Annotated in this window: 27 protein-coding genes and 1 tRNA gene; 12 read left to right on the top strand and 16 right to left on the bottom strand. The window is 74.4% G+C overall.

Annotated elements, in window-relative coordinates; genetic code table 11:
• Positions 1-46: 46 nt before the first annotated feature.
• From ACI799_RS16350 to argS, 10 genes are all read right to left on the bottom strand, one after another.
• On the bottom strand, positions 47-694 hold the full coding sequence (locus tag ACI799_RS16350; RefSeq protein WP_456599557.1) for an L-threonylcarbamoyladenylate synthase: 648 nt from the start codon (positions 692-694) through the stop codon (positions 47-49).
• 17 nt (positions 695-711) lie between these two features.
• Positions 712-1,554 carry a peptide chain release factor N(5)-glutamine methyltransferase gene (gene prmC / locus ACI799_RS16345; protein WP_456613491.1) on the bottom strand — a complete coding sequence of 281 codons (843 nt, stop codon included), beginning with the start codon at positions 1,552-1,554 and terminating at the stop codon, positions 712-714.
• A gap of 11 nt (positions 1,555-1,565) precedes the next feature.
• The gene (gene prfA, locus ACI799_RS16340; protein ID WP_456589222.1) at positions 1,566-2,645 is read right to left on the bottom strand and encodes a peptide chain release factor 1; all 1,080 of its coding nucleotides are present in this window, start codon (positions 2,643-2,645) and stop codon (positions 1,566-1,568) included.
• 114 nt (positions 2,646-2,759) lie between these two features.
• Positions 2,760-2,993 carry a 50S ribosomal protein L31 gene (gene rpmE / locus ACI799_RS16335; protein ID WP_456589223.1) on the bottom strand — a complete coding sequence of 78 codons (234 nt, stop codon included), beginning with the start codon at positions 2,991-2,993 and terminating at the stop codon, positions 2,760-2,762.
• A 136-nt stretch (positions 2,994-3,129) separates the two neighbouring features.
• Positions 3,130-5,268, bottom strand: a complete 2,139-nt coding sequence (gene rho, locus ACI799_RS16330; protein WP_456613482.1) for a transcription termination factor Rho — start codon at positions 5,266-5,268, stop codon at positions 3,130-3,132.
• Between the two features lie 247 nt (positions 5,269-5,515).
• Positions 5,516-6,469, bottom strand: coding sequence for a homoserine kinase (thrB, locus tag ACI799_RS16325; protein WP_456589225.1), 954 nt, complete (start codon positions 6,467-6,469; stop codon positions 5,516-5,518).
• Positions 6,466-7,542 (bottom strand): threonine synthase, encoded by a 1,077-nt coding sequence (thrC, locus tag ACI799_RS16320; RefSeq protein WP_456589226.1) that lies wholly within the window; start codon positions 7,540-7,542, stop codon positions 6,466-6,468. The genes thrB and thrC overlap by 4 nt, the downstream gene beginning before the upstream one ends.
• Positions 7,539-8,837 (bottom strand): homoserine dehydrogenase, encoded by a 1,299-nt coding sequence (locus ACI799_RS16315; protein ID WP_456599556.1) that lies wholly within the window; start codon positions 8,835-8,837, stop codon positions 7,539-7,541. Before ACI799_RS16315 ends, thrC begins: the two co-directional genes overlap by 4 nt.
• A complete protein-coding gene (gene lysA, locus ACI799_RS16310) occupies positions 8,834-10,327 on the bottom strand; it encodes a diaminopimelate decarboxylase (RefSeq protein WP_456589228.1) in 1,494 nt (497 codons plus the stop codon). Before lysA ends, ACI799_RS16315 begins: the two co-directional genes overlap by 4 nt.
• Positions 10,327-11,988, bottom strand: a complete 1,662-nt coding sequence (argS, locus tag ACI799_RS16305; RefSeq protein ID WP_456613481.1) for an arginine--tRNA ligase — start codon at positions 11,986-11,988, stop codon at positions 10,327-10,329. The genes lysA and argS overlap by 1 nt, the downstream gene beginning before the upstream one ends.
• 155 nt (positions 11,989-12,143) lie before the next feature.
• On the opposite strand from argS, the gene ACI799_RS16300 reads away from it, so the two are divergent.
• From ACI799_RS16300 to ACI799_RS16290, 3 genes are all read left to right on the top strand, one after another.
• Positions 12,144-12,869: a DUF3105 domain-containing protein gene (locus ACI799_RS16300; protein WP_456589230.1), complete on the top strand. Its 726-nt coding sequence runs from the start codon at positions 12,144-12,146 to the stop codon at positions 12,867-12,869.
• 28 nt (positions 12,870-12,897) lie between these two features.
• Entirely contained in the window at positions 12,898-13,560 is a 663-nt protein-coding gene (locus ACI799_RS16295; protein ID WP_456589231.1) for a DUF305 domain-containing protein, read from the top strand.
• Positions 13,561-13,630: 70 nt separating this feature from the next.
• Positions 13,631-13,705, top strand: a tRNA-Arg gene (locus ACI799_RS16290).
• Between the two features lie 151 nt (positions 13,706-13,856).
• On the opposite strand, the gene ACI799_RS16285 is transcribed toward ACI799_RS16290, so the two are convergent.
• On the bottom strand, positions 13,857-14,243 hold the full coding sequence (locus tag ACI799_RS16285; protein WP_456589232.1) for a cupin domain-containing protein: 387 nt from the start codon (positions 14,241-14,243) through the stop codon (positions 13,857-13,859).
• Between the two features lie 262 nt (positions 14,244-14,505).
• Between ACI799_RS16285 and ACI799_RS16280 the strand changes: the two genes are divergently transcribed.
• The 4 genes from ACI799_RS16280 (at position 14,506) to ACI799_RS16265 (ending at position 17,725) form a co-directional block, all read left to right on the top strand.
• On the top strand, positions 14,506-16,137 hold the full coding sequence (locus ACI799_RS16280) for a sodium-dependent transporter (protein ID WP_456589233.1): 1,632 nt from the start codon (positions 14,506-14,508) through the stop codon (positions 16,135-16,137).
• The gene (locus ACI799_RS16275; RefSeq protein ID WP_456589234.1) at positions 16,134-16,268 is read left to right on the top strand and encodes a methionine/alanine import family NSS transporter small subunit; all 135 of its coding nucleotides are present in this window, start codon (positions 16,134-16,136) and stop codon (positions 16,266-16,268) included. The genes ACI799_RS16280 and ACI799_RS16275 overlap by 4 nt, the downstream gene beginning before the upstream one ends.
• Before the next feature lie 84 nt (positions 16,269-16,352).
• Entirely contained in the window at positions 16,353-17,249 is an 897-nt protein-coding gene (locus ACI799_RS16270; protein ID WP_456589235.1) for an alpha/beta fold hydrolase, read from the top strand.
• Between the two features lie 56 nt (positions 17,250-17,305).
• On the top strand, positions 17,306-17,725 hold the full coding sequence (locus ACI799_RS16265; protein WP_456589236.1) for a hypothetical protein: 420 nt from the start codon (positions 17,306-17,308) through the stop codon (positions 17,723-17,725).
• Here the strand turns inward: ACI799_RS16265 and ACI799_RS16260 are convergent.
• The gene (locus tag ACI799_RS16260; RefSeq protein WP_456589237.1) at positions 17,715-18,485 is read right to left on the bottom strand and encodes an SDR family NAD(P)-dependent oxidoreductase; all 771 of its coding nucleotides are present in this window, start codon (positions 18,483-18,485) and stop codon (positions 17,715-17,717) included. The genes ACI799_RS16265 and ACI799_RS16260 overlap by 11 nt on opposite strands.
• 180 nt (positions 18,486-18,665) lie before the next feature.
• Here ACI799_RS16260 and ACI799_RS16255 point away from each other — a divergent pair, with 180 nt between their 5' ends.
• The 3 genes from ACI799_RS16255 to ACI799_RS16245 are packed head-to-tail and all read left to right on the top strand — an operon-like array spanning position 18,666 to position 20,677.
• Positions 18,666-19,088, top strand: coding sequence for a hypothetical protein (locus ACI799_RS16255; protein ID WP_456589238.1), 423 nt, complete (start codon positions 18,666-18,668; stop codon positions 19,086-19,088).
• Entirely contained in the window at positions 19,009-20,133 is a 1,125-nt protein-coding gene (locus ACI799_RS16250; RefSeq protein WP_456599552.1) for an alpha/beta fold hydrolase, read from the top strand. The genes ACI799_RS16255 and ACI799_RS16250 overlap by 80 nt, the downstream gene beginning before the upstream one ends.
• A 1-nt stretch (position 20,134) precedes the next feature.
• Complete coding sequence (locus ACI799_RS16245) at positions 20,135-20,677, top strand: N-acetyltransferase family protein (RefSeq protein WP_456589240.1); 543 nt, start codon at positions 20,135-20,137, stop codon at positions 20,675-20,677.
• Positions 20,678-20,682: 5 nt separating this feature from the next.
• Here ACI799_RS16245 and ACI799_RS16240 read toward each other — a convergent pair whose 3' ends face one another.
• The 4 genes from ACI799_RS16240 to ACI799_RS16225 are packed head-to-tail and all read right to left on the bottom strand — an operon-like array spanning position 20,683 to position 24,817.
• Complete coding sequence (locus tag ACI799_RS16240) at positions 20,683-22,320, bottom strand: ABC-F family ATP-binding cassette domain-containing protein (protein ID WP_456599551.1); 1,638 nt, start codon at positions 22,318-22,320, stop codon at positions 20,683-20,685.
• A 31-nt stretch (positions 22,321-22,351) separates the two neighbouring features.
• Positions 22,352-23,425, bottom strand: a complete 1,074-nt coding sequence (locus ACI799_RS16235; protein WP_456589242.1) for an adenylate/guanylate cyclase domain-containing protein — start codon at positions 23,423-23,425, stop codon at positions 22,352-22,354.
• 14 nt (positions 23,426-23,439) lie between these two features.
• The gene (locus tag ACI799_RS16230) at positions 23,440-23,634 is read right to left on the bottom strand and encodes a universal stress protein (protein ID WP_456589243.1); all 195 of its coding nucleotides are present in this window, start codon (positions 23,632-23,634) and stop codon (positions 23,440-23,442) included.
• 10 nt (positions 23,635-23,644) lie between these two features.
• The gene (locus tag ACI799_RS16225; RefSeq protein ID WP_456598006.1) at positions 23,645-24,817 is read right to left on the bottom strand and encodes an MFS transporter; all 1,173 of its coding nucleotides are present in this window, start codon (positions 24,815-24,817) and stop codon (positions 23,645-23,647) included.
• 142 nt (positions 24,818-24,959) lie between these two features.
• Here ACI799_RS16225 and ACI799_RS16220 point away from each other — a divergent pair, with 142 nt between their 5' ends.
• Both ACI799_RS16220 and ACI799_RS16215 read left to right on the top strand, forming a co-directional pair.
• Positions 24,960-25,889 carry an ABC transporter ATP-binding protein gene (locus ACI799_RS16220; protein ID WP_456589245.1) on the top strand — a complete coding sequence of 310 codons (930 nt, stop codon included), beginning with the start codon at positions 24,960-24,962 and terminating at the stop codon, positions 25,887-25,889.
• Positions 25,886-26,650, top strand: a complete 765-nt coding sequence (locus ACI799_RS16215) for an ABC transporter permease (protein WP_456589246.1) — start codon at positions 25,886-25,888, stop codon at positions 26,648-26,650. The genes ACI799_RS16220 and ACI799_RS16215 overlap by 4 nt, the downstream gene beginning before the upstream one ends.
• The last annotated feature ends 44 nt before the right edge of the window (positions 26,651-26,694 follow it).

The following is a 26,694-nucleotide window of genomic DNA, read 5'->3' as shown; positions in this document are numbered from 1 at the left end:
GGAGCCCGCCCTGAGCGTGCGCAGGCTGGGGAGGACGGGGGTCCTCCTAGTCGGTGAGCTCGGGCGCGATCTCGCGCAGCCGCTCGACCGGGACGGCGCCGACGCGCAGCACCCGAGGTGCGGGGCCGGTGCAGTCGACGATCGTGCTCGCCGCCGAGCTGTCCCGCGGGCCGCCGTCGAGCACGACCGCGGCGTGCTCGCCGAGCTGCTGCACGGCCTCCTCCGCGCTGGTCGCCGCGGGGCGACCGGAGCGGTTGGCGCTGGAGACGGCGAGCGGCCCGGTGCGGCGGAGCAGGTCGCGGGTGAGCTCGTCGTCGGGCAGCCGGACGGCCACCGTGCCCTCGGCGTCACCGAGGTCCCACGCCAGCGACGGGGCGTGCTCGAGCACGAGGGTGAGCCCACCGGGCCAGAACTCCTGCGCCAGGCGCGTGGCGACCGCGGGGGTCTGCAGCACCAGCCCGGCCAGGGTGGAGGCCTCGCCGACGAGCACCGGGACCGGCATGGCCCGCCCCCGGTTCTTGGCGGCCAGCAGCCGGGTCACCGCTGCGGGCGCGAAGGCGTCGGCGGCGACGCCGTAGACGGTGTCGGTCGGGAGCAGCACCAGCTCACCCCGGCTGATGGCCGCCGCGGCGGCGTCCAGGCCGGCGGCGCGGGCTTCGGGGTCGGAGCAGTCGTAGAGGTCGGCCACGGACATGCAGTCTTCCGCAGGGCTCAGCCGGAGCGGCGAGCGGTGGTGTGGCGGGGGCGGCCGGCGAGGTCGGGGTGGTCGTGGACGTCGGTGAACCCGCCGTGGGCGCGGACGACGGCGGGCAGTGCCTCCCCCTGCTGATCGGCGTGCTCGATGCCCAGCCAGCCGCCGGGCCGCAGCAGCCGGGCCGCGGTGACCAGCAGCCCGCGCACGACGTCCAGCCCGTCGGGGCCGCCCCAGAGGGCCAGCGGGGGGTCGTGGTCGGCGACCTCCCGGGGCACCCGCGCGCCGTCGGGCACGTACGGCGGGTTGCTGACCACGAGGTCGACGGCGCCGTCCAGCTCCCGCAGCAGCTCCGGATCGGTCATGTCCCCGGCGACGACGTCGACCGGGGTGTCCCCCGCCGCGGCGCGGGCAGCGGCGTTGTGCCGAGTCCAGCCGATCGCCCCGGGATCGCGTTCCACCGCCGTCACCCGCGCGCCGGGGTGCTCGTGGGCGAGGGAGAGGGCGATCGCCCCCGAGCCGGAGCCGAGGTCGACGACGACGGGCGCCGCGACGCCGGCCAGCCGCGTGAGGGCCCAGCCCACCAGCTGCTCGGTCTCCGGCCGCGGCACGAACACCCCGGGCCCGACCGCGAGCTCCAGGTACCGGAAGGGCGCCCGGCCGGTCAGGTGCTGCAGCGGCACCCGGTCGGCGCGCTGGCCGAGCAGCTCCTCGAACCGTTCGGCGGCCGCGTCGTCGACGGCGTCCAGGGTCAGCAGCCGGGTGCGTGTCACCCCGAGGACGTGGGCGAGCAGCAGCTCGGCGTCCACCCGCGGCGACTCGACGCCGGCCTCGGCGAGGCGGCGGGACGCCGCCGTGAGCAGCGCGCGGGCGCTCAGGAGCCGGCCGCCAGCAGCTCGGCGGTGTGGGCGCTGACCAGCGCGTCGATGACGCCGTCGAGGTCGCCGTCGAGCACCTGGTCGAGGTTGTGCGACTTGTAGCCGACCCGGTGGTCGGAGATGCGGTTCTCGGGGAAGTTGTAGGTGCGCACCCGCTCGCTGCGGTCGACGGTGCGCACCTGGCTGCGCCGCTGGTCGCTCGCGGTCGCCGCGGCCTCCTCGCGGGCGGCCGCCAGCAGCCGGGCGCGCAGCACGCGCAGCGCGGACTCCCGGTTCTGCAGCTGGCTCTTCTCGTTCTGCGAGCTGACCACGATGCCGCTGGGCAGGTGGGTGATGCGGACCGCGGAGTCGGTGGTGTTGACGCTCTGCCCGCCCGGGCCCGAGGAGCGGAAGACGTCGATGCGCAGGTCGTTCGGGTCGACGCTGACGTCGACCTCTTCCGCCTCGGGCAGCACGAGCACCCCGGCCGCGGAGGTGTGGATGCGCCCCTGGCTCTCGGTCACGGGCACCCGCTGCACCCGGTGCACGCCGCCCTCGAACTTCAGCCGCGACCAGATGCCCTCGTCGGTGCGGGACTTGACCGCGATCGCGACGTCCTTGTACCCCCCGAGCTCGGCCTCGACGGCGTCGAGCACCTCGGTGGACCACCCGCGCCGCTCGGCGTAGCGCAGGTACATGCGCATCAGGTCGCCGGCGAACAGCGCCGACTCCGCGCCGCCCTCCCCCGCCTTGATCTCGAGGATGACGTCCTTGTCGTCGTCGGGGTCCTTGGGCAGCAGCTGCTCGCGCAGCCGGTCGGTCAGCGCGGCGATCCGCCGCTCGAGCGCGGTCGCCTCCGCGGCGAAGGATGCGTCCTCCGTGGCGAGCTCCCGGGCCGCGCCGAGGTCGTCGCGCGCCTCGTCGAGCGCGCGAGCGGTCTCCACGAGCGGAGCCAGCTGGGCGTAGCGACGACCCATCCGGCGGGCGCGGGACTGGTCGGCGTGCACTGCCGGGTCGGCCAGCTCCTGCTCGAGGCGCGCGTGCTCGGCGAGCAGCCCGGCCAGCCGGTCGGGCGCCGACGTCTCGGTACTGCTCATCGCTGCTGCCTCTCGGGACGGGGGTGCCCCACCACCGTGGAGCAGCCGGACGGAGCTGGACATGACGACGGCGCCCGTCCCACCGCGAGGGTGGGACGGGCGCCGTCGGGGGTGCTACTGGGCGTCGGTCGAGGCGCCGGCGGCGCGCTTGCCGAACCGCTTCTCGAAGCGGGCGACGCGACCGCCGGTGTCGAGGATGCGCTGCTTGCCGGTGTAGAAGGGGTGGCAGGCGGAACAGGTCTCGACGGTCAGCTGACCGGTCGGGCTCGTGCTGCGGGTGGTGAACGTGTTGCCGCAGCCGCAGGTCACGGTGGTGACGTTGTAGGCCGGGTGGATGTCGGGCTTCATGGCTGCGCCTCTTCTGCGGAGTCTGTGTCGTTCAGTGCTGTGAACGCCGGGGACCGGACGGCTATTTCCGGCCGCGCCGACGGGGCTCAGCTGCTCAGTATCCCTGATGCTCGAGCCCCGCCGGCGGGCGGGAGGGTCACTCCCCGCCGGGGCCCAGCGTCGTCTTCTGGATCTGCATGAGGAACTCGACGTTGTTGCGCGTCTTCTTCAGCTTGTCGAGCAGCAGCTCCAGGGCCTGCTGCGGCTCGAGCGCGGCGAGCACCCGGCGCAGCTTGATGACGATGGCCAGCTCGTCGGGCGACATGAGGATCTCCTCCTTGCGGGTGCCCGACGCGTTGACGTCGACCGCCGGGAAGACCCGCTTGTCCGCCAGCCGGCGGTCCAGCTTGATCTCGGCGTTCCCGGTGCCCTTGAACTCCTCGAAGATGACCGTGTCCATCGTGGAGCCGGTCTCGACCAGCGCCGAGGCGATGATCGTCAGCGAGCCACCGTTCTCGATGTTGCGGGCCGCGCCGAGGAAGCGCTTGGGCGGGTAGAGCGCCGTGGAGTCGACACCGCCGGAGAGGATGCGCCCGCTGGCGGGGGCCGCCAGGTTGTAGGCGCGGCCCAGGCGGGTGATCGAGTCCAGCAGGACGACGACGTCGTGGCCCATCTCGACCAGGCGCTTGGCCCGCTCGATGGAGAGCTCCGCCACGGTGGTGTGGTCCGCCGGCGGCCGGTCGAAGGTCGAGGCGATGACCTCGCCCTTCACCGAGCGCTGCATGTCGGTGACCTCTTCCGGACGCTCGTCGACCAGGACGACCATCAGGTGGCACTCGGGGTTGTTCGTCGTGATCGCGTTGGCGATCGACTGGAGCACCATCGTCTTGCCGGCCTTGGGCGGGCTGACGATCAGCGCGCGCTGCCCCTTGCCGATCGGCATGACCAGGTCGATGACCCGGGTGGTCAGCAGGTGCGGCTCGGTCTCCAGCCGCAGGCGGTCCTGCGGGTAGAGCGGGGTGAGCTTGGTGAACTCCGGCCGGTTGCGGGCCTGCTCCGGGTCCAGCCCGTTGACCGTGTCGAGGCGGACCAGCGCGTTGTACTTGTCCTTGCGCTCGCCCTCACGCGGCTGGCGGACCGCGCCGGTGATGGCGTCACCGCGGCGCAGCCCGTAGCGGCGCACCTGCGACAGCGAGACGTACACGTCGTTCGGCCCGGTCAGGTAGCCCGACGTCCGGACGAACGCGTAGTTGTCCAGGACGTCGAGGATGCCGGCGACGGGCAGCAGGACGTCGTCCTCGCTGACGGTCGGCTCGCCCGCCTCGAAGCGGTCCCGGTTGCCGCCGCCGCGCTTGTTGCGGTCGCGGTACCGGCGACCGCGGCGACCGCGGCCACCCTCGAAGTCCTCGTCGTCGTCCTCGGCGGGGCGCTCGTTGCGGCCGCCGTCGGTGCGGTTGTCGGTGCGGTTGTCCGGCCGACCGCCCCGGTCGTTGCGGTCCCGGTCGGGGCCCCGGTTGCCGTCGCGGGCGCCGCCGTCCCGGTTGCCCCGCTCCGCGCGGTCGCCGCCGTCGCGGGTGGCGCCGCGCTCGGCGCGGTCGTTGTTCTCCCGGCCGCCGTCGCGGTTGCCGGCGCGCTCGCCCCCGTCGCGGGGGGTGCCCCGCTCGGCGCGGTCGTTGTTCTCCCGGCCGCCGTCACGGCTGCCGTCCCGCTCGCCGCGGTTGCGGCCGCGGGTGCGCTGCGGACGGTCGCCGTCGCGCTGCTCGTCCTCGCGCGGGCCGGCCGGTGCCGACTCAGCTGCGGGGACCGCCGGGGCCTCGGTGGGAGCCTCCGCCGGGGCGGACACCGCCGGCGCGGATCCCTCGGTGGGGGCGCCGGGCGATCCGGCGGGGCGGCTGGCCGCACGCCGCGTGCGGACCGGCGCCTCCGTGGTCAGGGGGCCGCCGTTGGCGCCGCCGCTGACCGGGGCCTCGAGGGGGGCCGCCGACGCGGCGACGCCGGCCGGGGCGTCGGTGCCGCCGGTGGAGCCGCTCTCCGTCTGCGGCGCAGGCGCGCCGCCCTCGGAGCCGGCGCCCACCTGGCGGGCGGAGATGGCGGCGACCAGGTCGCTCTTGCGCATCCGGCCGGTGCCGGGGATGCCCAGCTCGCCGGCCAGGCGCTGCAGCTCGGGCAGGAGCATGCCCGACAGCCCGTTGCCGCGGCGGCGGGGACGGCCCGCCGTCCCAGAAGCGGCAGTGCCCTCGGCGGAGGCGGCGGCATCGGGCGCGCCGGTCGTGCCGAGGTCGGTGGTTTCGCTCACGTACAGGTCCTTCCCTGCGGGTGACCTGCGCGTCTCAGCGCAGGGGGTGCCCGGTCCCCGGCGGACCGGCCCGGAGGGCGGGTGCGCGTCAGGAGACAGGTCGAGAGGTGCGAGGCGGATCAGCGGCGAAGAGGTTCGGACATCTGCTTCGGCCCCGCGCGAGGCTCACCCGAGTGGGCGGCTACGCCGTGAGCCTAGTCGCAGCTCACGGGCAGGACAACACCGGATGATCTCGGCGTGTTCCCCGTTATCGAGACGATACCTGGCGCACGGGGCGGTCGACGCGCGCCCCCGTCGGGTCCACCTCGAGCGGCAGCACCGACCAGTTCCCGGGAACCAGCGCGGCGATCTCCTCGATCTCCTCGGCCCCGGCCGCCCGGTCGTCGCTCCGCACCGTCCGCCGGCCCAGCACCAGGACCGACGGCCCCGCGCCGGAGACGACCGCCGCGTGCCCGGCCTCGCGCAAGCGGTCGATCAGCGCGAGGGTGCCCGGCATCGCCGCGGTGCGCTGCCGCTGGTGCAGGCGGTCCTCGGTGGCCTCGAGCATCGAGGTGCCCGAGGTCAGGGCGTGCACCAGCAGCGCTGACCGGCCCGCATTGAAGGCGGCGTCGGCGTGCGGCACGACGTCCGGCAGCAACCCGCGGGCCACCTCCGTCGACAGCGTCGCGTCCGGCACGAGGACCACGGGGAGCACGTCCTCGTGCACGGGCAGGCTGTCCGCGCCGACACCCCGCTCACCGGTCCACGACAACGTCAGCCCGCCGAGCAGGCAGGCGGCGACGTTGTCGGGGTGACCCTCCAGCTCGGTGGTGAGCCGCAGGACGGCGTTCCCGTCGACCGTGTCGACGTCCGGGCACAGCGACCAGGCCCCCAGGACCCCCGCGACGACGGCCGCGGCGGAGGAGCCCATCCCCCGGCCCTGCGGGATCGCGTTCTCGGCGACCACCCGCAGGCCCGGTGGCGTCCAGCCCAGCTCGGCGCAGGCGGCGCGGAAGGCGCGCACCACCAGGTGCGACTCGTCGGTGGGCAGCTCGCCCGCACCGGTGCCCTGCACCTCGACCGACAGCCCGCCGGGCTCGACCGCGAAGGAGACGTGGTCGTGGCGGGTCAGCGCCAGGCCGGCGCAGTCGAACGCCGGCCCCAGGTTCGCGCTGGTCGCCGGGACGCGGATCGTCACCCGGTCCGGGTCGAGGACGCTCACAGCCCGAGCTGCGCCGCGGCGGCCGCGGCGTCGACCGGCACGGTCAGCGGCGCCGGCGCGCCGGAGATCGCCCACTCCGGGTCCTTGAGACCGTTCCCGGTGACGGTGCAGACGATCCGCTGGCCGGGCTCGAGCTCCCCGGCGTCGGCCACCTGGAGGAGGCCCGCGACCGACGCCGCCGACGCCGGCTCGACGAAGACCGCCTCGCTGCGGGCCAGCAGCCGGTAGGCCGACAGGATCGCCCGGTCTGTGACGGCGTCGATGCGCCCGCCGGACTCGTCGCGCGCGGCCAGCGCCTTCGTCCACGAGGCGGGGTTGCCGATGCGGATGGCGGTGGCGATGGTGCTCGGGTTCTCCACCACCTGGCCGGTGACGATCGGGGCCGCGCCGGCGGCCTGGAAGCCCCACATGCGCGGTGTGCGCGTGGCGGGGCCGTCGTCGGCGTACTCGCGGTAGCCCTGCCAGTAGGCGGTGATGTTGCCGGCGTTGCCCACCGGCAGGCAGTGGATGTCCGGGGCGTCGCCGAGCACGTCGACGATCTCGAAGGAGGCGGTCTTCTGCCCCTCGATCCGGTACTGGTTGACGCTGTTGACCAGGCTGACCGGGTAGTCGATCGCCAGCTTGCTGGCCAGCGCCAGGCAGTCGTCGAAGTTGCCGTCGACCTGCAGCAGCTTGGCGCCGTGCACCAGCGCCTGGGCCAGCTTGCCCATCGCGATCTTGCCCTGGGGCACGAGGACGGCGCAGGTCATGCCGGCGCGGGCGGCGTAGGCCGCGGCGCTCGCGCTGGTGTTGCCGGTGGAGGCGCAGATGACCGCCTGCGCCCCTTCCTCGAGCGCCTTGGTGATGGCCATCGTCATCCCGCGGTCCTTGAAGGAGCCGGTGGGGTTCGCCCCTTCGACCTTGAGGTAGACGTCGCAGCCGGTGCGCCGCGACAGCTCGCGCGCCGGCACCAGCGGGGTGGCGCCCTCCTGCAGCGTGACCACCGGGGTGGTGCCGGAGACCGGCAGGCGGGACCGGTAGGCCTCGATGAGACCGGGCCAGCCCGGGGACACGACCGACGACGAGACCGTCATGACAGACCCTCCACGCGCAGCACGCTGGTGACGCCCCGGACCGCGGGCATCTCCCGCAGCGCGGCGATGGTGGCCGACAGCGCCGCGTCCGGGGCGCTGTGGGTCACGATGACCAGCGTCGCGGCGTCCCCGCGGCCGGTCTGCCGGACCGTGGAGATGCTCACGCCGTGCTGCGCGAACTCCTGCGCGACGGCGGCGAGCACACCCGGCTTGTCGGCCACGTCGAGGCTGACGTGGTAGCGCGTCGGCGTCTCGGCCATGGGACGGACGGCGAGGTCGGCGTAGCCGGTGGGGCCCTGGCCCGAGGCGCCGGCCACGCGGTTGCGGGCGACGGCGACGAGGTCCCCCAGGACGGCGCTGGCGGTGGGCTCTCCCCCGGCGCCCTGGCCGTAGAACATCAGCTGCCCGGCCGCCTCGGCCTCGACGAAGACGGCGTTGAACGCGCCGCCGACGGAGGCGAGCGGGTGGGCGGTCGGGATCATCGCCGGGTGCACCCGGACGGCCACCGAGTCGCCGTCGCCGTCGGTGGCGGGCACGCGCTCGCAGATGGCCAGCAGCTTCACCGTGCAGCCGATCTCGGCGGCGCGGGCGACGTCGCTGGCGGTCACCGTGGAGATGCCCTCCCGGTGGACGTCCGCGGCCGAGACCGGCGTGTGGAACGCCAGCGAGGCGAGGATCGCGGCCTTCGCGGCGGCGTCGAAACCGTCCACGTCGGCGGTCGGGTCGGCCTCGGCGTAGCCCAGCTCGGTGGCCTCGGCCAGCGCCTCGCCGAAGCCGGCGCCGGTCTCGGCCATCCGCGACAGGATGTAGTTGGTCGTCCCGTTGACGATGCCCACGATGCGGGACAGCTGGTCACCGACCAGCGACTCGCGCAGCGGCCGCAGGATCGGGATCGCCCCGGCCACCGCGGCCTCGTAGTAGAGGTCCACCCCGGCCTTCGCGGCCGCGGCGTGCAGGGCGACGCCGTCCTCGGCCAGCAGCGCCTTGTTCGCGCTGACCACCGACTTGCCCGCCTCGAACGCCGCCAGCATCAGCGAGCGCGCCGGCTCGATGCCGCCGATCACCTCGACGACGAGGTCGACGTCGTCGCGGGTCACCAGCCCGTGCGCGTCGGTGGTGAGCAGGTGCGCCGGGACGTCGGGGTGGTGCGCCGGGCGGCGCACGGCGACGCCGGCCACCTCCACCGGGCGGCCGATCCGCGCGCCGAGGTCGTCGGCCTGCTCCTGCAGCGCCCGCAGCACCGCGCCGCCGACCGTCCCGCAGCCCAGCAGGGCCACCTTGAGGGGTCCGTTCACGAGGTCGCTCCCGCGGGGTGCTCGGGCGCCGGCTGGTCGATGGCCGGCGAGGGGGCAGGGCGGTCGGCGAGGACCGCGTCGAGGGCGAACACGTCCGACAGTGTCTGACGTCGCACGATCTCCCTGGCGGCGCCGTCCCGGACGGCGACCACCGGGGGCTTGAGCAGGTAGTTGTAGTTGCTCGCCATCGACCAGCAGTAGGCGCCGGTGGCGGCGACGGCGAGCAGGTCACCCGGCTGGACGTCGGAGGGCAGCCACAGGTCCCGGACAAGGATGTCGCCGCTCTCGCAGTGCTTCCCGACCACCCGGCACAGGGCCGGCGGGGCATCGGAGACGCGGTTGGCCAGCACGCACGTGTAGGCCGCGTCGTACAGGGCGGTGCGGATGTTGTCGCTCATCCCGCCGTCGACCGACACGTAGTTGCGCACCTGGGGTGCGCCCGGGGCCCCGCTCGCGCCGAGCCGCACCGGCTTGATCGTGCCGATCTCGTACAGCGTGACCGTGCCCGGGCCCGCGATCGCACGACCGGGCTCGACCGCCAGGCGCGGCACCGGCAGCCCCAGCTGGGCGCACTCGGCGGCGACGACGGCGCGCAGCCGGGTCGCGACGTCCACCGGGCTGACCGGGTCGTCCTCGGCCAGGTAGGCGATGCCGAAGCCGCCGCCGAGGTTGAGCTCGGGAAGCACCTGGCCGGTGGCCTGGTGCACCTGCCCCATCAGCCCGACGACCCGGTGCGCCGCGGCCTCGAAGCCGGCGGTGTCGAAGATCTGCGACCCGATGTGGCTGTGCAGGCCGGTCAGCCGCAGCGCGGGCTCGCGGATGACCCGCACCGCCGCGGTGAGCGCGTCACCGGTGGCCAGGGAGAAGCCGAACTTCTGGTCCTCGTGCGCGGTGGCGATGAACTCGTGGGTGTGCGCCTCGATGCCGACCGTCGCGCGGATCAGCACCGGCACCGGCGTCCCGCCATCGGCGACCCGCTTCTCGGCGAGCGGCACCAGCCGGTCGATCTCGTCGAAGGAGTCCAGGACGACGTGGCCGATGCCGGAGTCGACGGCCAGCTGCAGCTCGACCAGGGACTTGTTGTTGCCGTGCAGCGCGATCCGCTCCGCGGGGAAGCCGGCCGCCAGGGCCAGCGCCAGCTCGTTGCCGCTGCAGGCGTCCAGGTGCAGCCCGTCGTCGGCGATCCACCGGGCCACCTGGCCGCAGAGGAACGCCTTGGAGGCGTAGTGGACGTCGGCGTCGGCGAACGCCCCGGCGAACTCCGCGGCGCGCCCCCGGAAGTCGTCCTCGTCCAGGACGAACAGCGGCGTCCCGTGCGCGCGGGCGAGATCGGTCACCGGACGGCCGCCGAGGTGCAGCTCGCCGTCGACCCGCCGCGCCGTCCGGGGCCAGACGTGCGGGTCGAGCGACCCGAGCTCGGCCGGCGGCGCGCCGGCGGCCGTCGGCGGGGTGATGGTCCCGTGCAGCGGCCCTGCGGGGTGGGCCCGCATCACATGCGCTCCGGCGCGGTGACGCCGAGCACCCCGAGGCCGTTCCGCAGCACCACCGAGGTCGCCGCGCACAGCCACAGCCGGGCGGTGGTGAGCGGGGTGGTCTCCTCGTCGCCGCGGGGCAGCACCCGGCAGGCGTCGTAGAAGCGGTGGTAGGTGCCGGCCAGCTCCTCCAGGTAGCGGGCCACCCGGTGCGGCGCGCGCAGCTCGGCGGCGGAGGTGAGCACCCGCGGGAACTCGCCGATCGCCCGCAGCAGGTCGTTCTCCCGCTCGTGCACCAGGGCGGCGCCGTCGACATCGGCCGCCTCGCCCAGCGCGATCCCGAGGTCGGCGGCGTTGCGCAGCACCGAGGAGATGCGGGCGTGCGCGTACTGGACGTAGAAGACCGGGTTGTCGTTGGTGCGCCGGCTCCACAGGTCGACGTCGATGTCGATCTGCTGGTCGATCGAGGCACGTGCCAGGGCGTAGCGCGCCGCGTCCACCCCGATGGCGTCGACGACGTCGCTGAGCAGCACGATCGTCCCTGCCCGCTTGCTCATGCGGACCGGGGCACCGTCGCGCACCAGGTTCACCAGCTGGCCCAGGACGATCTCCAGGTTCGCCTCGGGATCGTCGCCGGTCGCCGCGACGAGCGCCTTGTAGCGGCCGACGTAGCCCGAGTGGTCGGCCCCCAGCACGATGACGACCCGGTCGAACCCGCGGGCCCGCTTGTCCAGGTAGTAGGCGCAGTCGGAGGCGAAGTAGGTGGTCTCGCCGTCGGCCTTGACCAGCACCCGGTCCTTGTCGTCGCCGAAGTCCGTCGTCCGCAACCAGACCGCACCGTCGGCCTCGTAGACGTGGCCCTGCTCCCGCAGCCGGGCGAGCGCCTTGTCCAGGGCTCCCGACCGGTGCAGCTCCCGCTCGCTGAACCAGACGTCGAACTCGACACCGAGGTCGAGCAGCGACTGCCGGATCTCGGTCAGCATCAACTCCATGCCGCGCTCGCGGAAGACGTGCAGCTGGGCGGCGTCGTCGCGGTCCAGCACATCCGGTTCGGACATGCGGATCTGCTGGGCGATCTCGTCGATGTAGGCGCCGGCATACCCGTCCTCGGGCACCGCCCGCCCGTGGGCCGCGGCCTGCAGGCTGCGGCCGAACCGGTCGATCTGCGCGCCGGCATCGTTGATGTAGTACTCGCGGGTCACCTCGGCGCCGGCGGCCTCCACCAGCCGGGACAGCGCATCCCCGATGGCGGCCCACCGGGTGTGCCCGATGTGCAGCGGGCCGGTCGGGTTGCCCGAGACGAACTCGACGTTCAGCCGCTGCCCGGCGAGGGCCCCGGTGCGCCCGTACGCGTCCCCGGCGGTCACGGCCTGGACGGCGATGAGGCCGAGCGCGCCCTGGGCGAGCGTGATGTTGAGGAAGCCCGGCCCGGCGATGTCGACGCCGGCGATACCCGCGTGCGTGCGCAGCTGGGCGGCCAGCAGGTCGGCGACCTCACGCGGCGGGCGACCGGCGGGCTTGGCCAGCCGCAGGGCGACGTTGGTGGCGTAGTCGCCGTGCTCGGGGTTGCGCGGCCGCTCGACGACGACCTCCGCGGGGACATCGACGGGCAGCGCGCCTCGCTCGACGACCGCGGCCACGGCGGTACGAACGACGTCCTGAAGCTGCTCCGGTGTCACCCGGCGAGCGTACTGACCGGCTTCCAGTGGCCCGCCGGGCCGCCCGGCTCCCAGCTTCCGCACAGGCGCGCGACCTAGACTCGCCCGCGGTGAGCGGGGCCTACCTGCGCGCCGGAACGCAGCGGCGCGGATGCGCCCCGTAACGAGGAGAGGCCTTGGCCAAGGACCGCACGCCCGACAAGAGCCGAGCCAGCGGTGGTGGGGCCACCCGGTCCGGTGGGCGGGCGACCGGTGGCCGCACCCGGCCGCCGACGCAGGTCGTGGCACAGCAGCGGCCGTGGGGGCTGATCGCCGCCGCGGTGGCGGTGGTCGTCTTCGCCGCGGCCGTCATCACCTGGGCCGTCGTCCAGGTGCGGGCGGCAGACGCCTCGCGCGTGGACTCGATCGACGAGATCGCCGGCGCGCAGACCTACGAGTACGAGGGCGGCCTACACAACGACGGCCCCATCGAGTACAGCGAGTCCCCGCCGGTCGGCGGCGAGCACGCCAACCTCTGGGCCGACTGCACGGGCACCGTCTACGACGTCGACATCCGGCACGAGAACGCGGTGCACAGCCTGGAGCACGGCGCGGTGTGGATCACCTACAACCCCGACGAGGTCTCCGACGCGGACGTGGACAAGCTGGCCGAGCTGGTCGACGGCGTCTCCGGCCGGATGCTCTCGCCGTACGAGGGGCAGGACACCCCGATCAGCGTCCAGTCGTGGGGCCACCAGCTGAAGGTCGACAGCGCCGACGACGAGCGGATCAAGCAGTTCGCCGACCTCATGACCTACAAGCCGGACAGCTTCCCGGAGCCCGGCGCCACCTGCGAGAGCCCGACCTTCCTGGCCGACCCGCTGCTGGAGAGTGCGGACGCAGGCGCGACGTCCGACCAGTGACCGCCACCGTCCACCGGGAGGTGACCCCGTGACCGCGCCCGACCGCTCGCCCACCCGCGGCCTGCGCACCGCCCTGCTCGCCGTCATCGCCGTCGGGCTGGTGCTGCTCGGCGGCGGGCTCGCCGTGGCGCTGGGCATCGGGCGGGGCACGCCCACGCCGGCCGCCGACTCGGTCGACGCCGGTTTCGCCCGGGACATGTCCCGGCACCACCTGCAGGGCGTCGAGATGGCCAACCTGGTCGACGAGCGCAGCGACGACCCCGAGCTCGAGCACCTGGCCTTCGACATCTCGGCCGCGCAGACCAACCAGGCGGGGCGGATGCAGGGCTGGCTGGCGCTCTGGGGGCTGCCCCAGTCCGGCGAGCCCATGACGTGGATGCCCGCGGACGAGCACGCCGGTCACGACATGGGCGCCATGGACACCGCCGCGGACATGCCCGGCATGGCGTCCACGGAGGAGCTGGCGGAGCTGCGGAGCCTGTCGGGCACGGAGTTCGACGTCCGGTTCCTCCAGCTGATGATCCGCCACCACCAGGGCGGCTTCGACATGGCCCGCTACGCGGCCGAGCACGCCGATGTGGAGGCCGTGCGCGACCTCGCCCGGTCGATCGAGCAGGCGCAGGGCGTGGAGACGACGACGATGACGCGGATGCTCACGGCCCGGGGCGGAACCCCCCTCCCCGAGCCGTGACCCGCGGCGCAGGAGCCGCCGCACGGGGCGGGGTCGGGGGCTGGTAACTTCTCCCCTGCCCCACCACCGAGCCCCCGTAGCTCAGGGGATAGAGCACCGCCCTCCGGAGGCGGGTGCGCAGGTTCGAATCCTGCCGGGGGCACCACCAGCCGCTGACCGTCGCCCGCGTGGACCGACCGTTGGCCGCGGACGAACAGCGGGAGAGGCCCCACCGGCCCCGGAGACGGGTGCCAGCGGGGCCTCTCGCGCGTTCCGGACGGGCCGACGCCGCCGCGCGACGCCACGGGCGTGCCGGCTCACTCCTCCCCGGAGAACCGGTACACCACGTCCTCGACCGAGTCGGTCGCGAAGGCGTACACGAAGCGCAGCGGCTCCTCCGCGGTGTTCCGGATGCCGTGCTCGGCGTTCCCGGGGATGAAGACGGCCGACCCGCCGGCCACGGGGTGCTCGACCCCGTCCAGGACGACGACCCCGGTGCCCGCGATGACGTGGTAGACCTCGGCCTGGATGTGCCGGTGCCGACCGAGCCAGCCGGCGGGGGGCAGCTCGGCGAGGCCGGTGTAGAGCGAGGACGTCGGCGTCCGGTCCCGGCTGATCAGCACCTGGAAGGCGACGTGGCCCCGGACCGGGTCGTCCCACACCTCGGTCTCGGCCTCGGCTGCGGTGCGCACCACGGGTTCCATGCCACCGGGCTGCCCCGGGAGACGCCGGCGCAACCCCGTTCTGCGGTGCGGCGCGGCCCCGTGCTCGCCCCGCGGCCGGTCGGGAGGACGGCTCCAGGTGCCGACGACCAGGACGCTGGGGATCAGGACCCGGACCGCGGCCCGGCCCGCTAGAGTCCGGGCGTTCGACGTGGCCCCAGTTCTGGCACCTCCCGCCGACGGCCCATCGGGACCGGTGTTCGAGGTGCTCGCAGGATCGGCAGACCACCACGCAGGAGGTCAGATGAGCACGACAGCGGGAGACGGCACCCCGCAGACGCACGAGGAGCGCCGGCGCGGCGCGTTCAGCTCCCGCCGCGTCTTCATCCTGGCGGCGATCGGCTCGGCGGTCGGGCTCGGCAACATCTGGCGGTTCCCCTACGTCGCCTACGAGAACGGCGGCGGCGCCTTCCTGCTGCCCTACCTGGTCGCGCTGCTCACCGCCGGCATCCCGTTCCTCCTGCTCGACTACGCGATCGGCCACCGCCACCGCGGCTCCGCGCCGCTCTCCTTCGCCCGGCTGCGCCGCGGCACCGAGGGGCTCGGCTGGTGGCAGGTGGGCATCTGCTTCGTCATCGCCGTCTACTACGCCGCGGTGCTCGCCTGGGCGCTGCGCTACACCCTCTTCTCGCTCGACCAGGCCTGGGGCGCCGACCCGGAAGGCTTCTTCTTCGGCGAGTTCCTGCAGGCCGGTGACGTCGAGGTCACCGCCGACGTGGTGCCCGGGGTGCTCGTGCCCCTGGCGCTGGTCTGGCTGGCCGTCCTCGTGATCATGGCCCTCGGCGTCCAGCGCGGGGTCGGTATGACGTCGCTGGTCCTGATCCCGGTGCTGGTGCTCGCCTTCGCCGCCCTCGTCGTGCAGGCGCTGCTGCTGCCGGGCGCGGGCGCGGGCCTCGACGCGTTCTTCACGCCGGACTGGTCGGCGCTCACCTCGGCCCCCGTCTGGGCCGCCGCGTTCGGCCAGATCTTCTTCTCGCTGTCGGTCGGCTTCGGCATCATGATCACCTACGCGTCGTACGTCCGCCGCCGCGAGGACATGATCGGCTCCGGCCTCGTCGTGGGCTTCTCGAACTCCAGCTTCGAGCTGCTCGCCGGCATCGGCGTGTTCGCCGCCCTGGGCTTCATGGCCCAGGCGAGCGGGGACGCGGTCGGCGACGTGGTCGACGGCGGGATCGGCCTGGCCTTCATCGCCTTCCCCACGATCATCAGCGAGGCGCCGGCCGGCGCCCTCCTCGGCGTCCTGTTCTTCGGGTCGCTCGTCGTCGCCGGCATCACCTCGCTGATCAGCGTGATCGAGGTGGTGATCTCGGCGGTCCGCGACAAGCTCGACACGAGCCGCCTCACCGCGACCCTCGCGGTCGGCGTGCCGGCCGCGGTGCTGAGCCTGGTGCTCTTCAGCACGACGAGCGGCATCTACGTGCTCGACGTCGTCGACCGCTTCGTCAACCAGTACGGCATCCTCGTCGTGGCGCTCGTCAGCATGCTGGTCGTCTCCTGGCTGGTGCGGGCTCTGCCCCGTCTCAGCGAGCACCTCAACGTCCACGGCCGGCCGCGGGTCGGCACCGGCTGGCGGGTGCTGACCAGCGTCGTCGCCCCGGCGGGCCTGGCCATCGTGCTCGTCTTCACGGTGCGAGAGGACCTCACCGCGCCCTACGGGGCCGGGGACTACCCGACGTGGCTGCTGCTGGTCTTCGGCTGGTTGATGGCTGTGGCGCTCCCGCTGGTCGGCTTCCTCCTCGCCCGGCTGCCGTGGCGCTCCGGGACCCACCTGGACGGGCCGCCACCCGGCTCCGACCCCGCGGCGCCGCTGCACGCGACCTCCGCGGCGGACCCGAACCGCCCGGGAACCGGGCACGACGAGGGAGGCCGGCGATGAGCGCCGAGGCGATCGCGATGATGGTGGTGGCGATGGTCGTCATCTGGGGCGGCCTCGTGCTGGCCGTCGCCAGCCTGCTGCGCCACGGGAACGTCGAGGACCGCGCCGAGAACGGGCACCGGGACCGCTGACCCGGCGCACACGGCAGGCCTGACAGCCCCTCGCCCGCCCGGGCCGCGACCTGAGTGCCGGACGGCTGCACTAGCGTCCGTTGCATGGAGACCAGCGGCATCCACATGGCCCGGGTGGGCGATCTCGAGCTCGCCTACGAGACGTTCGGCGAGACGGCGGATCCGCCGGTCCTGCTCGTCATGGGGCTGGCCACCCAGATGATCGGCTGGCCCGACGACTTCTGCCGCGGCCTGGCCGAGCAGGGGCTGTTCGTCATCCGCTTCGACAACCGCGACATCGGGCTGTCCACCCACCTCGACGGCGCCGGCGCCCCGGACGTCCTGGCGATCCTCGGCGGCGACCGCTCCTCGGTCGCGTACTCGTTGACCGACCTCGCCGAGGACACCGTCGGCCTGCTCGACACCCTCGGCCTCGACAGCGCGCACGTCGTCGGCGCCTCGATGGGCGGGATGATCGCCCAGCTGGTGGCCATCTCCCACCCCGACCGGGTGCGCAGCCTTACCTCAATCATGTCGACCACCGGCGACCCGGCCGTGGGCGCCCCGGACGAGGCCGCGATGGGGGTGCTCCTGGCCGCACCGGCGGGCGACCGCGAGGGCGCGATCCAGCGCGTCGTGGACACCTACCGGGTGATCGGCTCTCCTGGCTTCGAGTTCGACGAGGCCGCGGTGCGCGACCGGGCCGGGCTCTCCTTCGACCGGGCGTACGACCCGGCCGGCGTGGCCCGGCAGCTGGCCGCCATCCTCACCACGCACGACCGGACCGCCGACCTCGCCCGGGTCGCCGTGCCCACCCTCGTGATCCACGGCGAGCAGGACAGCCTGGTGAACGTCTCCGGCGGTCGCGCGACGGCTGCGGCGGTCCCGGGGGCGGAGCTGCTGGTCGTCGACGGCATGGGCCACGACCTGCCGCGCGAGGTCTGGCCGCAGCTCACCGACCGGATCACCGCGCTGATCGAGCGCGTCGAACGCCGAGCGTGACCGCCGCTCCGGCGGCCCTACCGGTGACCGGCGGAACCGCATAGCGTCGGACAACTGTGAACTGGGTCACCATCGAGGTCTTCGACGGCGGCACCCCCGCCTCGGGATGGCTGCGCGCCTGGCACGACCTGCTCGTCGAGACGGCGGTGACGTCCGGCGCCCGGTTCTGGGACGAGCACGAGCACCGCTGGGGCGTCGTCCTGGAGTTCGTCTTCGACGAGGAGGGCCAGCGCGACGGCTTCCGCGACGCACCGGCGGTGCGGGCGGCGCTCGACGCCGCGCCCGACCCGGTCAACGGCGTCCTGGTCTACCCGCACCGGGGCGGCGGGAGCGGCAGCCGCCACCCCCGCCGCCCGCGACCGCTGCGCGACAGCGGGGCGGCCGCGCTGCCGGAACCGGACCCCGACGCCGACCGGGTCCGCCCGTGCACCGCCCGCGCCGACCTCGCCGCCGCGGACCCGTCGCTCAGCTGGTGAGCATCCCGCCCTCGACCGGGATGGTGGTGCCGGTGACGTACCCGCCGGCGTCGCTGACCAGGAAGACCAGCGCAGCGGCGAGTTCCTCGGGCTCGCCCTTCCGCCCGACGAGGACCCGGGACAGCTGCGACTCCAGGTAGCCCTCGGGGTACTGGTCGGTCATCTCCGAGGTGAAGAACCCCGGCGCCAGCGCGTTGACGCGGATGCCCTTGCGCCCGGTCCACTGCTGGGCGAGGTCACGGGTCAGCCCGATCAGCCCCGCCTTGCTCGCGGCGTAGGCCGCCTGCGGCAGGCCGGCCGTGGTCAGCCCCAGCACGCTGGAGATGTTGACGATGGAGCTGCCGGGCTGCATCACCCGGCCGCAGGCCTGGGCCATCCAGTAGCAGCCGTTGAGGTTGACGTCGATGACCTGCCGGAACTGCTCGGGCGTCTCCCTGGTCGCCGGCGCGGCGGTGCCCACACCGGCGTTGTTCACCAGGATGTCGACCTTGCCGAACTCCGCCACGGCCGCGTCGACGAGGGCCTGGCAGTCCTCGGGCCGGGACACGTCGGTGGCCACGCTGATCGCGCGCCGCCCGGCCGCCTCCACCGCGCGCTGGGTGTCGGCCAGCCGGTCGACCCGGCGGGCCCCCAGGGCGACGTCGCAGCCGGCCTCGGCCAGGGTGCGGGCGAAGACCGCCCCCAGCCCGGAGGACGCCCCCGTCACGATGGCGACGCGGTCGTCGAGGCGGAACAGGTCGAGGATCGAGCGGTCGGGCATGAGCGGGGATCTCCTCGCAGACGATGGGGTGTCCCGCCACCGTATCGGCCGTGTGCGGTAGATCACCGGTCGAGCCGGGTAGGGGCGCTGGGTCCAGACACCGGGCACAGGGAGACCGACCATGACCGACCTCGCGCAGCAGCCGCTCGACCGCGCGGCGCCGGCGACCGGGGAGCGCCGGTGAGCGCCCCGATGTGGCGGCAGGCCTACGACGCCGCCGAACGCGCGATCGCGCCCCGGGCCGACGACCTGGTCCGCAGCGAGTACTTCTCCCTGGCCACCGCGCTGCTGCGCCGCGCGCAGACCGTCGCGGGCAGTTCCGTCCGGGACCTGAGCGCGCGCGCCTGGCACCTGGTCAACCTGCCCGCGGGCAGCGACATCAGCCGACTGCGCGCGCAGATCGGCTCCCTGGACCGCGAGGTGCGCCGGCTGACCATCCAGCTGGAGCAGGAGCGGCGACGCGGCTCTCCGTCGCGCCCCGGCCCGGCCCGAACGACGACCGCCCCGACCACGGAGGACAGCGATGCCGACGGTGCCCAGCCCGCAGACGGTGCTCGACCGCGTCCGGCGCGACGTCGAGCGCAACACCCTGCGCGCCCGTAACGGCATCAAGCTCGTCGCCGGCGTCGACCGGCCCGGTGTCGGGCAGACCCCCAAGGACGTCGTCTGGCAGCGGGGCCGCACCCAGCTCTGGCACTACCGCAACGACCCCGACCCCTATGGCGGCGTCCGCTACGGGCCACCGCTGCTGATCGTGTTCAGCATGATCAGCAAGAGCTACATCCTCGACCTGACGCCCGGCAACAGCTTCGTGGAGCAGCTGCTGAAGGCCGGTTTCGACGTGTACATGCTCGACTGGGGCGAGCCCGACGAGCGCGACGCGGGCAACGGTCTCGAGGACTACGTCGACGACTACATCCCCGCCGGGGTCGACCGCGTCCTCGAGCTCTCCGGCGCCGACGAGGTCAACCTGTTCGGCTACTGCTTCGGCGGGAACCTGGCCCTGCTCTACGCCGCGCACCACCCCGACGCGCCGCTGCGCAGCCTCACCGTGCTGGCGACACCGGTCGACTTCCGGCACATGGGGCCGCTCGCCGACATCTTCGCCGTCGGCGGGATGGACGTCGGCTCGGTCCTCGACGCGGACGGCAACGTCCCGCCCTCGGTCGTCGTCCAGGGTTTCCGGGCGCTGACCCCGACGGCGGAGGTGACCCGCTACGTCACCCTGTGGGAGCGGCTCTGGAACGACGAGTACGTCGCCTCCTACCAGGCGATGACGGGGTGGTCGGACGACCACGTGCCCTTCCCCGGCGCCGCCGCGCGGCAGACGGCGGAGATGCTGGTGCGGAACAACGGCATGGTCGACGACCGGCTCGCCGTGGGTGGGGACCCGGTGCACCTCGCCGACATCCAGGTGCCGTTCCTGACCGTGCGGGCCAACCGCGACCACATCGTGCCGCCGGACGCCACCGCACCGCTGATCGACCTGGTCGGCTCCCCCGACAAGCACGAGCTCTGCCTCGACGCCGGACACATGGGGCTGGTCGTCGGGCGCACCGCGGCGAAGACCACGGTGCCCACGATCATCGACTTCGTCCGCCGGCGCAGCGACCCGCTCGACGCCGACGAGACCAGCCAGGAGGCCTGACGTGACGGTGGTGGAACTGGGACCCGATCGCTGCGACGCGCTGCTGCGGTTCTTCGGTGACCTCCCCGAGGGAGACCTGACCTTCATCAAGGAGGAGGTCACCGACCCCGAGACCGTCCGTTCGTGGGCGACCGGTGACTCCGCCGGCGGCCGCTGGGTGGCGGTCGAGGGCGACGAGGTGACCGGTTACGTCGCCGTCCGGCCGCTGCCGGGCTGGTCGGACCACGTCGGCGAGGTCCGCCTGGTCGTCGCCCCGTCCCGCCGCGGCAGCGGGCTCGGGCGGGAGCTGGCCCGGCAGGCCCTGGTCGGCGCGGTCTCCTCGGGGCTGTCGAAGCTCGTCGTCGAGGTGGTCGCCGAGCAGGGGGCGGCGCTGGCGCTCTTCAGCGACCTCGGCTTCAGCGGTGAGGCCCTGCTGCGCGACCACATCCGCGATCGCAGCGGCGAGCTGCGCGACCTGATGGTGCTGGCGCACCACGTGTCCGACACGTGGGCGGGCATGGACACCGTCGGTATCGCCGACGAGCTCGGGGCCCCCGCCGGCTGACCGGCTCAGCGCTCGGTGACCCGCCCGCCGTCGACCTCGAGCCGGCGGTCGGTGGCGACGGCGGCGAGCATCCGCCGGTCGTGGGTGACCAGCAGCAGCGTGCCCGTGTAGCCGGCCAGCGCCTGCTCCAGCTGCTCGATCGCCGGCAGGTCGAGGTGGTTGGTCGGCTCGTCGAGCACCAGCACGTTGATGCCTCGGGCCTGCAGCAGCGCCAGAGCGGCGCGGGTGCGCTCCCCCGGCGACAGGGTGACCGCCGGGCGCAGCACGTGGTCGGCGGTGAGGCCGAACTTCGCCAGCAGCGTCCGCACCTCCGCCGTCGGCCAGTCGGGGACCTCCGCGCCGAACGCGTCGAGCAGCTGCTCCTGACCGAGGAAGCGTTCCCGGGCCTGGTCGATCTCGCCGATCCGGACCGACGGCCCGAGCGACGCCGACCCCTCGTCCAGGGGAACGCGGCCGAGCAGAGCGGCCAGCAGGGTCGACTTCCCCGATCCGTTGGCGCCGGTGATCGCCACCCGGTCGCCCCAGTCGACCTGCAGGTCCACCGGGCCGAGGGTGAAGCCGCCCCGGCGGACGACGGCGCCGCGCAGCGTGGCGACGACGGCGCCGGCCCGCGGCGCGGCGGCGATCTCCATGCGGAGCTCCCACTCCTTGCGGGGCTCCTCGACCACGTCCAGCCGCTCGATCATCCGCTCGGTCTGCTTGGCCTTGGCCGCCTGCTTCTCCGCCGAGGCCCGGTTGTGCGCCTTGATGAACTTGTCGGGGTCCTTCTGCTTCTTGACCGCGTCGCGGACACCCTTGGCCATCCAGTTGCGCTGCATCCGGGCGCGCGCCTCCAGCCCCGCCTTGGTCTCGGCGAACTCCTCGTACTCCTCGCGCGCGTGCCGGCGGGCGACCTCCCGCTCTGCCAGGTACGCCTCGTAGCCGCCGTCGTGCACCCGCACCAGCTGCTGGGCGAGGTCGAGCTCGACGATCCGGTTGGCCGTGCGGGCGAGGAACTCGCGGTCGTGGCTGACGACGACGACACCGGCCCGGGAACCGGTCACGAACCGCTCCAGCTGGTCGAGCCCGGCGAGGTCCAGGTCGTTGGTCGGCTCGTCGAGCAGCAGGAGGTCGTAGCGGGACAGCAGCAGCGAGGCCAGCCCCACGCGCGCGGCCTGCCCGCCGGAGAGCCCGGTCATCAGCGCGTCCAGCGCGACGCCGGGCGCCACCTCGGCGACCACCTCGGCCGCCCGTTCCTCGAGGTCCGCGCCGCCGAGCGCGAGCCAGCGCTCGAGTGCGTCGCCGTACGCGTCGTCGGCGCCCGCCGCGCCGGCGGTGAGCGCATCGGTCGCGGCGTCCAGGGCCGCCTGGGCGGCCGTGACACCGGTCCGCCGGGCGAGCGCGGCGAGGACCGTCTCCCCCTGTCGCCGCTCGTGCTCCTGCGGGAGGTAGCCCAGGGTGGCCGTCGGCGGGCTGAGGGCGATGCTGCCGGCCTCGGCGGCGAGCTCCCCGGCCAGGGTGCGCAGCAGCGTGGACTTGCCCGCGCCGTTCACCCCGACCAGGCCGACGACATCGCCCGGGGCGACGACGAGATCGAGGTCGGAGAAGAGCACGCGGGCGCCGTGGCCGGCCGCCAGTCCGCGGGCGACGAGGGTGGCGCTCACCCCTCCAGCCTGCCAAGCCGCCCGGTCGGGGTCAGCCCCGGCTCGCCGACGGGTCGTCCTCGACGTCGAAGGCGTCGTCGCCGTAGCCGCTGTCGGCGTCCTCGCCGCTCGTCGTCCTGCTCCGCCGGACCAGCCACGGCTGGAGGTGGTCGTAGCCGCGCACCGAGACCCGGCGGAGCGGCCGCACCCGGTAGTCCGGCAGCCCGCGCAGCCGGTCGGCGAGGTCCCGGTCGACCAGCAGCGCGCCGGGCCGGGCGAGCGAGGTGAGCCGGCTGGCGAGGTTCACGACCGGCGAGTAGACGTCGCCGAGGCGGGTGAGCACCGCCCCGTAGGCGGCTCCCACCCGCAGCGGCGGACGGTCGGCGGCCGCCCAGGCGTCAGGGAGTTCCAGTCCGATGTCCGCGGCGTCCGTGGCCGACCAGGCGGTGAACAGCACGCCGTCACCGACGGTCTTCACGACGCGGCCGTGGTGCCGGGCGATCACCTCGGCGGCGGTGCTCTCGAAGTCCTCCACCATCGCGCCCAGCTCGCGGCCGCCCATGCCGCGGCTGCGGGAGGTGTAGCCGACCAGGTCGGCGAACCCCACCGCCAGCTCCCGCCGGTCGCCGGGGCCGGTGGCCGCGAGCAGCCGGTCGACGTTGGCCACGAGGTGCCGGCGCCAGACGTAGTCCTGCACCTCGCGCAGCCGGGGCAGGAGCGCCTGCGCGGCCGCCACCGCGCGCTCGGTGGTCGCGGCCGGGTCCTCGCCGGCCTGCGCGCCGCGGAGCAGCGCGTCGGCCAGCATGTCGGTCTGCCAGTCGGCCAGCCGGGACAGCGACTGCCCCATCGCCCGGGCGATGGAGGCCTCGCTCTCCGGGTCGACGAAGCCGGAGTCGATCAGTGTCGACAGCACCCCGAGAGCGGCGATGTCGGCGTCGGTGAAGGCGGGGTCGTCGTCGGCGGCGTCGGGGAAACCCAGCGCCCGCCAGAGCCGCTGGGTCCGCTCCGGCGGCATCCCCGCCATCCGGCCGACCTCCAGCCGGGTGTACCGGCGCGGCCCGCCGAGCAGGAGCCGCTCCAGCGCCTCCCGGGCGCCGGGGTCCGGACCCTCCCCGGGATCAACCATGCCCGTCGCAGACCTCAGTCGGTGGTGTGCACGATCAGCGCACCGCGACCGCGGGTGGCATCGGCCGGCACGGAGCCCAGCAGCCGGCCGACCAGCGTCGCCCCGCAGGCGCCGGCCAGCGCTCCTGCCCGGGCGACGGCGCGCAGCGAGGACTGCGAGCCGTCGGTTCCGACGACGACCGTGGAGTAGGCGGTCACGGGCTCGCTCACGGCGGGCACTCTAGGGGACGACGACCGCCCGTGTGCCCGGGGTCACGCGGGCGGGGCCGGTGCGGCCGGCCAGGAGCGCCACCGCGGCGAGCAGCAGCGGCAGCAGCGCCAGCGCCGCGGAGAGCCCCACCAGCTCGGCCAGGCCCCCGATCGCCGGCGGGCCGAGCAGGAAGCCGAGGTACCCGGGGGTGCTCACCGCGGCGAGCGCCGGCCCGGCCTCCGGCTCGCCCTCCGCCGCGGCGGAGAAGACCAGGGGGACCGTGCAGGCCAGCCCGGCCCCCAGGGCGGCGAAGCCGACCAGCACCACGGCGACGGTCGGGCCGGCGACCACCAGCACCCCGCCGGCCGTGGCCACCAGTGCCGAGGTGCGGACGGTGCGGACCCTCCCCCACGCAGCGACGACGCGGTCGCCCGCCAGCCGGCCGGCCACCATCGTCAGGCTGAAGGCGGTGAACGCCAGCCCCGCCACCCCGGCGGAGGCACCCAGTTCGTCGCGCAGGTGGACCGCGCTCCAGTCGCCGACCGCGCCCTCCGCGAGGAGGACGACCAGCGCGATGAGGGCCAGCGGCAGGAGCCGGCCGCGGGGCCACGCGAACAGCGGCCCCGCCTCCCCCTCGGTCCGTTGCTCCCGCAGCAGCGCCGGGAACAGCGGCGCGGTCAGGAGCAGCAGCGCCAGGCCGGTGCCGCCCAGGTGCCAGGGCAGCCCGACGTCCCCCGCCGCGGCCAGCGAACCGGTCAGCGACCCCACCAGGGCCCCGGCCGAGAACGCCGCGTGGAACGACGACATCACCGGCCGGGCGATCGCCCGCTCCACCGTGACGGCCTGGGCGTTCATGGCCACGTCCAGGCCGCCGAACGCCAGCCCGAACACCAGCAGCGCCGGGACCAGCCAGGGCAGCGACGGCGCCAGCCCCAGCAGGACCGGGACCGCGAAGAAGGCCAGCGCGGTGGCCACCGTCGTCGTCCGGCTGCCGAGCCTGGCACTGAGCGCACCGACCAGCGGCATGGCGATCAGCGCCCCGACCGCCGGCACGAGCAGGGCGCCGCCGAGTGCTGCGTCGGAGAGCCCGAGGGCGGTCTTGACCGCGGGGATCCGCACCGCCCAGTTCCCGAAGAGGGCACCGTTCGCCGCGAAGACGACGGTCACCGCCAGCCGCGCACGCCCCAGCCGCACCGGTCCCACGCACCCAGTCGACCACGTGGCGGGGAACGTGCACCCACGGGCTCCCGGAAGGTCACCCGCGTGCGCTTGGATGGGTGGGGAACACGGGCCAGCAGACGAGGAGAGCGACATTTCCACCGCCCCCGCCCCCACGACCGGCCCCGTGCGGGTCGAGGTCCAGGGGCTCACCAAGTCCTTCGGCGCCGTCCGGGCGGTGAGCGATCTCGGGTTCACCGTCGAGCCGGGCACCGTCACCGGGTTCCTCGGCCCCAACGGCGCGGGGAAGACCACGACGCTGCGCATGCTGCTCGGGCTCGTGCAGCCCGACGCGGGCACCGCCACGTTCAACGGCACCCCGTACGCGGGCCTGCGGGAGCCGATCCGCACCGTCGGGGCGGTCCTGGAGACGGCGTTCCACCCCGCCCGCTCCGGCCGCAACCACCTGCGCGTCTACTGCCGCGCCGCCGGGCTGCCGCTGCAGCGCGCGGACGCGGTGCTGGCCCAGGTCGGCCTGGCCGACGCCGGCGGCCGCCGGGCGGGCGGCTACTCCCTCGGCATGCGCCAGCGGCTCGGTCTGGCGACGGCGCTGCTGGGCGACCCCGCCGTCCTCGTGCTCGACGAGCCCGCCAACGGGCTGGACCCCGAGGGCATCCAGTGGCTGCGCGGCTTCCTCCGCCACCTCGCGCACGAGCAGGGCCGCACCGTGCTGGTCTCCAGCCACCTCCTCGCCGAGGTCGAGCAGACCGCCGATCGCGTCGTCATCGTCGGCGCCGGCCGGCTGGTCCGCGAGGCCTCGATGGAGCAGCTCCGCTCCGGCGCCGAGAGCGGCGGCACGGTGCTGGTGCGCAGCCCGGAGATCGCGCGGCTGGCCGAGTCGCTGCGCGCCGCGGGCATGCCGGTCACCCTCGACGGCGACTCCCTGACCGTCTCCGGCCGGACCACCGCCGAGGTCGGCGCCCGCGCCTTCGCCGCCGGGGTGGAGCTGCACGAGCTGCGCTCCCGCACCAGCGGCCTCGAGGAGATCTACTTCCAGCTCACGGCCGGCCAGGAGCAGTACGCCGCCGGCGCCACGTCCCCGGAGGTCTCCCGATGACCGACCTCGTCCGCGCCGAGTGGACCAAGCTCTTCACCACCCGGGTGTGGATCGGGCTGCTGATCGGCGCCTGCGTCCTGGCCGGCGGTTTCACGGCACTGTTCACCGCCCTGGCCGGCGTGGAGCAGCAGGGCCAGCCGGGACTGCCGGCGGTCGGCACCCCCGCCTACGAGGAGCTGATCTTCTCCGTCGGCTCCAACGCCAGCGTGCTGCTGCTCATCCTCGGCATCATCGGGATGACCCAGGAGTACCGGCACCGCACCGCGACCCCCACCTTCCTGACGACCCCGCACCGCGGCCGGGTGGTCGGCGCGAAGCTGCTCGCGTACGCGCTCGTCGCCCTCCCGTTCGCGCTGGTGGTCCTGGCGGTCAACGTCCTGGTCGCGGTCGTCTACGCGGGTGCCCGCGGGGCCACGCCGTCCCTGGCCGGGGACAACCTGCGCACCATCGCCCTGTCGGGTCTGGTGCTGGTCCTGTTCACCGTGATCGGCGTCGGGGTCGGCGCGCTGCTGCGCAACCAGGTCGGCGCGATCGTCGGTGCGCTGGTCTACCTCTACGTCGTGGAGCCGATCGTGGCCTCCGTCGGGGCCATCCAGGCGGCCTACAAGTGGCTGCCCGGCGGGGCGGTGCAGGCCCTCACGTCCGACTTCGAGGCACCCGAGTTGCTGACGCCGTGGCAGGGCGGCCTCCTGCTGCTCGGTTACGGTCTCCTGGCGGCGTTCCTGGGCACCTTCCTGGCGGTCCGCCGCGACATCGCCTGAGGCGCCAGTGGCAGGCCTACGACCCCTGCTCCGGTCGAACAGCA

The sequence above is a fragment of the Blastococcus sp. SYSU DS0753 genome, from assembly GCF_054051175.1.
Note: the sequence above shows the minus strand (reverse complement) of the source record. Positions and strands in the feature narration are given on the sequence as shown.

What these genes read in the sequence shown, in the direction of transcription:
- prfA (WP_456589222.1), bottom strand. Translation starts at nt 2,645, where the DNA reads ATGAGCAGTACCGAGACGTCGGCGCCCGACCGGCTGGCCGGGCTGCTC.
- ACI799_RS16260 (WP_456589237.1), bottom strand. Translation starts at nt 18,485, where the DNA reads ATGCCCGACCGCTCGATCCTCGACCTGTTCCGCCTCGACGACCGCGTC.
- ACI799_RS16350 (WP_456599557.1), bottom strand. Translation starts at nt 694, where the DNA reads ATGTCCGTGGCCGACCTCTACGACTGCTCCGACCCCGAAGCCCGCGCC.
- ACI799_RS16250 (WP_456599552.1), top strand. Translation starts at nt 19,009, where the DNA reads ATGCCGACGGTGCCCAGCCCGCAGACGGTGCTCGACCGCGTCCGGCGC.
- thrC (WP_456589226.1), bottom strand. Translation starts at nt 7,542, where the DNA reads ATGACGGTCTCGTCGTCGGTCGTGTCCCCGGGCTGGCCCGGTCTCATC.
- ACI799_RS16285 (WP_456589232.1), bottom strand. Translation starts at nt 14,243, where the DNA reads ATGGAACCCGTGGTGCGCACCGCAGCCGAGGCCGAGACCGAGGTGTGG.
- ACI799_RS16280 (WP_456589233.1), top strand. Translation starts at nt 14,506, where the DNA reads ATGAGCACGACAGCGGGAGACGGCACCCCGCAGACGCACGAGGAGCGC.
- ACI799_RS16235 (WP_456589242.1), bottom strand. Translation starts at nt 23,425, where the DNA reads ATGGTTGATCCCGGGGAGGGTCCGGACCCCGGCGCCCGGGAGGCGCTG.
- ACI799_RS16215 (WP_456589246.1), top strand. Translation starts at nt 25,886, where the DNA reads ATGACCGACCTCGTCCGCGCCGAGTGGACCAAGCTCTTCACCACCCGG.
- lysA (WP_456589228.1), bottom strand. Translation starts at nt 10,327, where the DNA reads ATGCGGGCCCACCCCGCAGGGCCGCTGCACGGGACCATCACCCCGCCG.
- rpmE (WP_456589223.1), bottom strand. Translation starts at nt 2,993, where the DNA reads ATGAAGCCCGACATCCACCCGGCCTACAACGTCACCACCGTGACCTGC.
- ACI799_RS16270 (WP_456589235.1), top strand. Translation starts at nt 16,353, where the DNA reads ATGGAGACCAGCGGCATCCACATGGCCCGGGTGGGCGATCTCGAGCTC.
- ACI799_RS16275 (WP_456589234.1), top strand. Translation starts at nt 16,134, where the DNA reads ATGAGCGCCGAGGCGATCGCGATGATGGTGGTGGCGATGGTCGTCATC.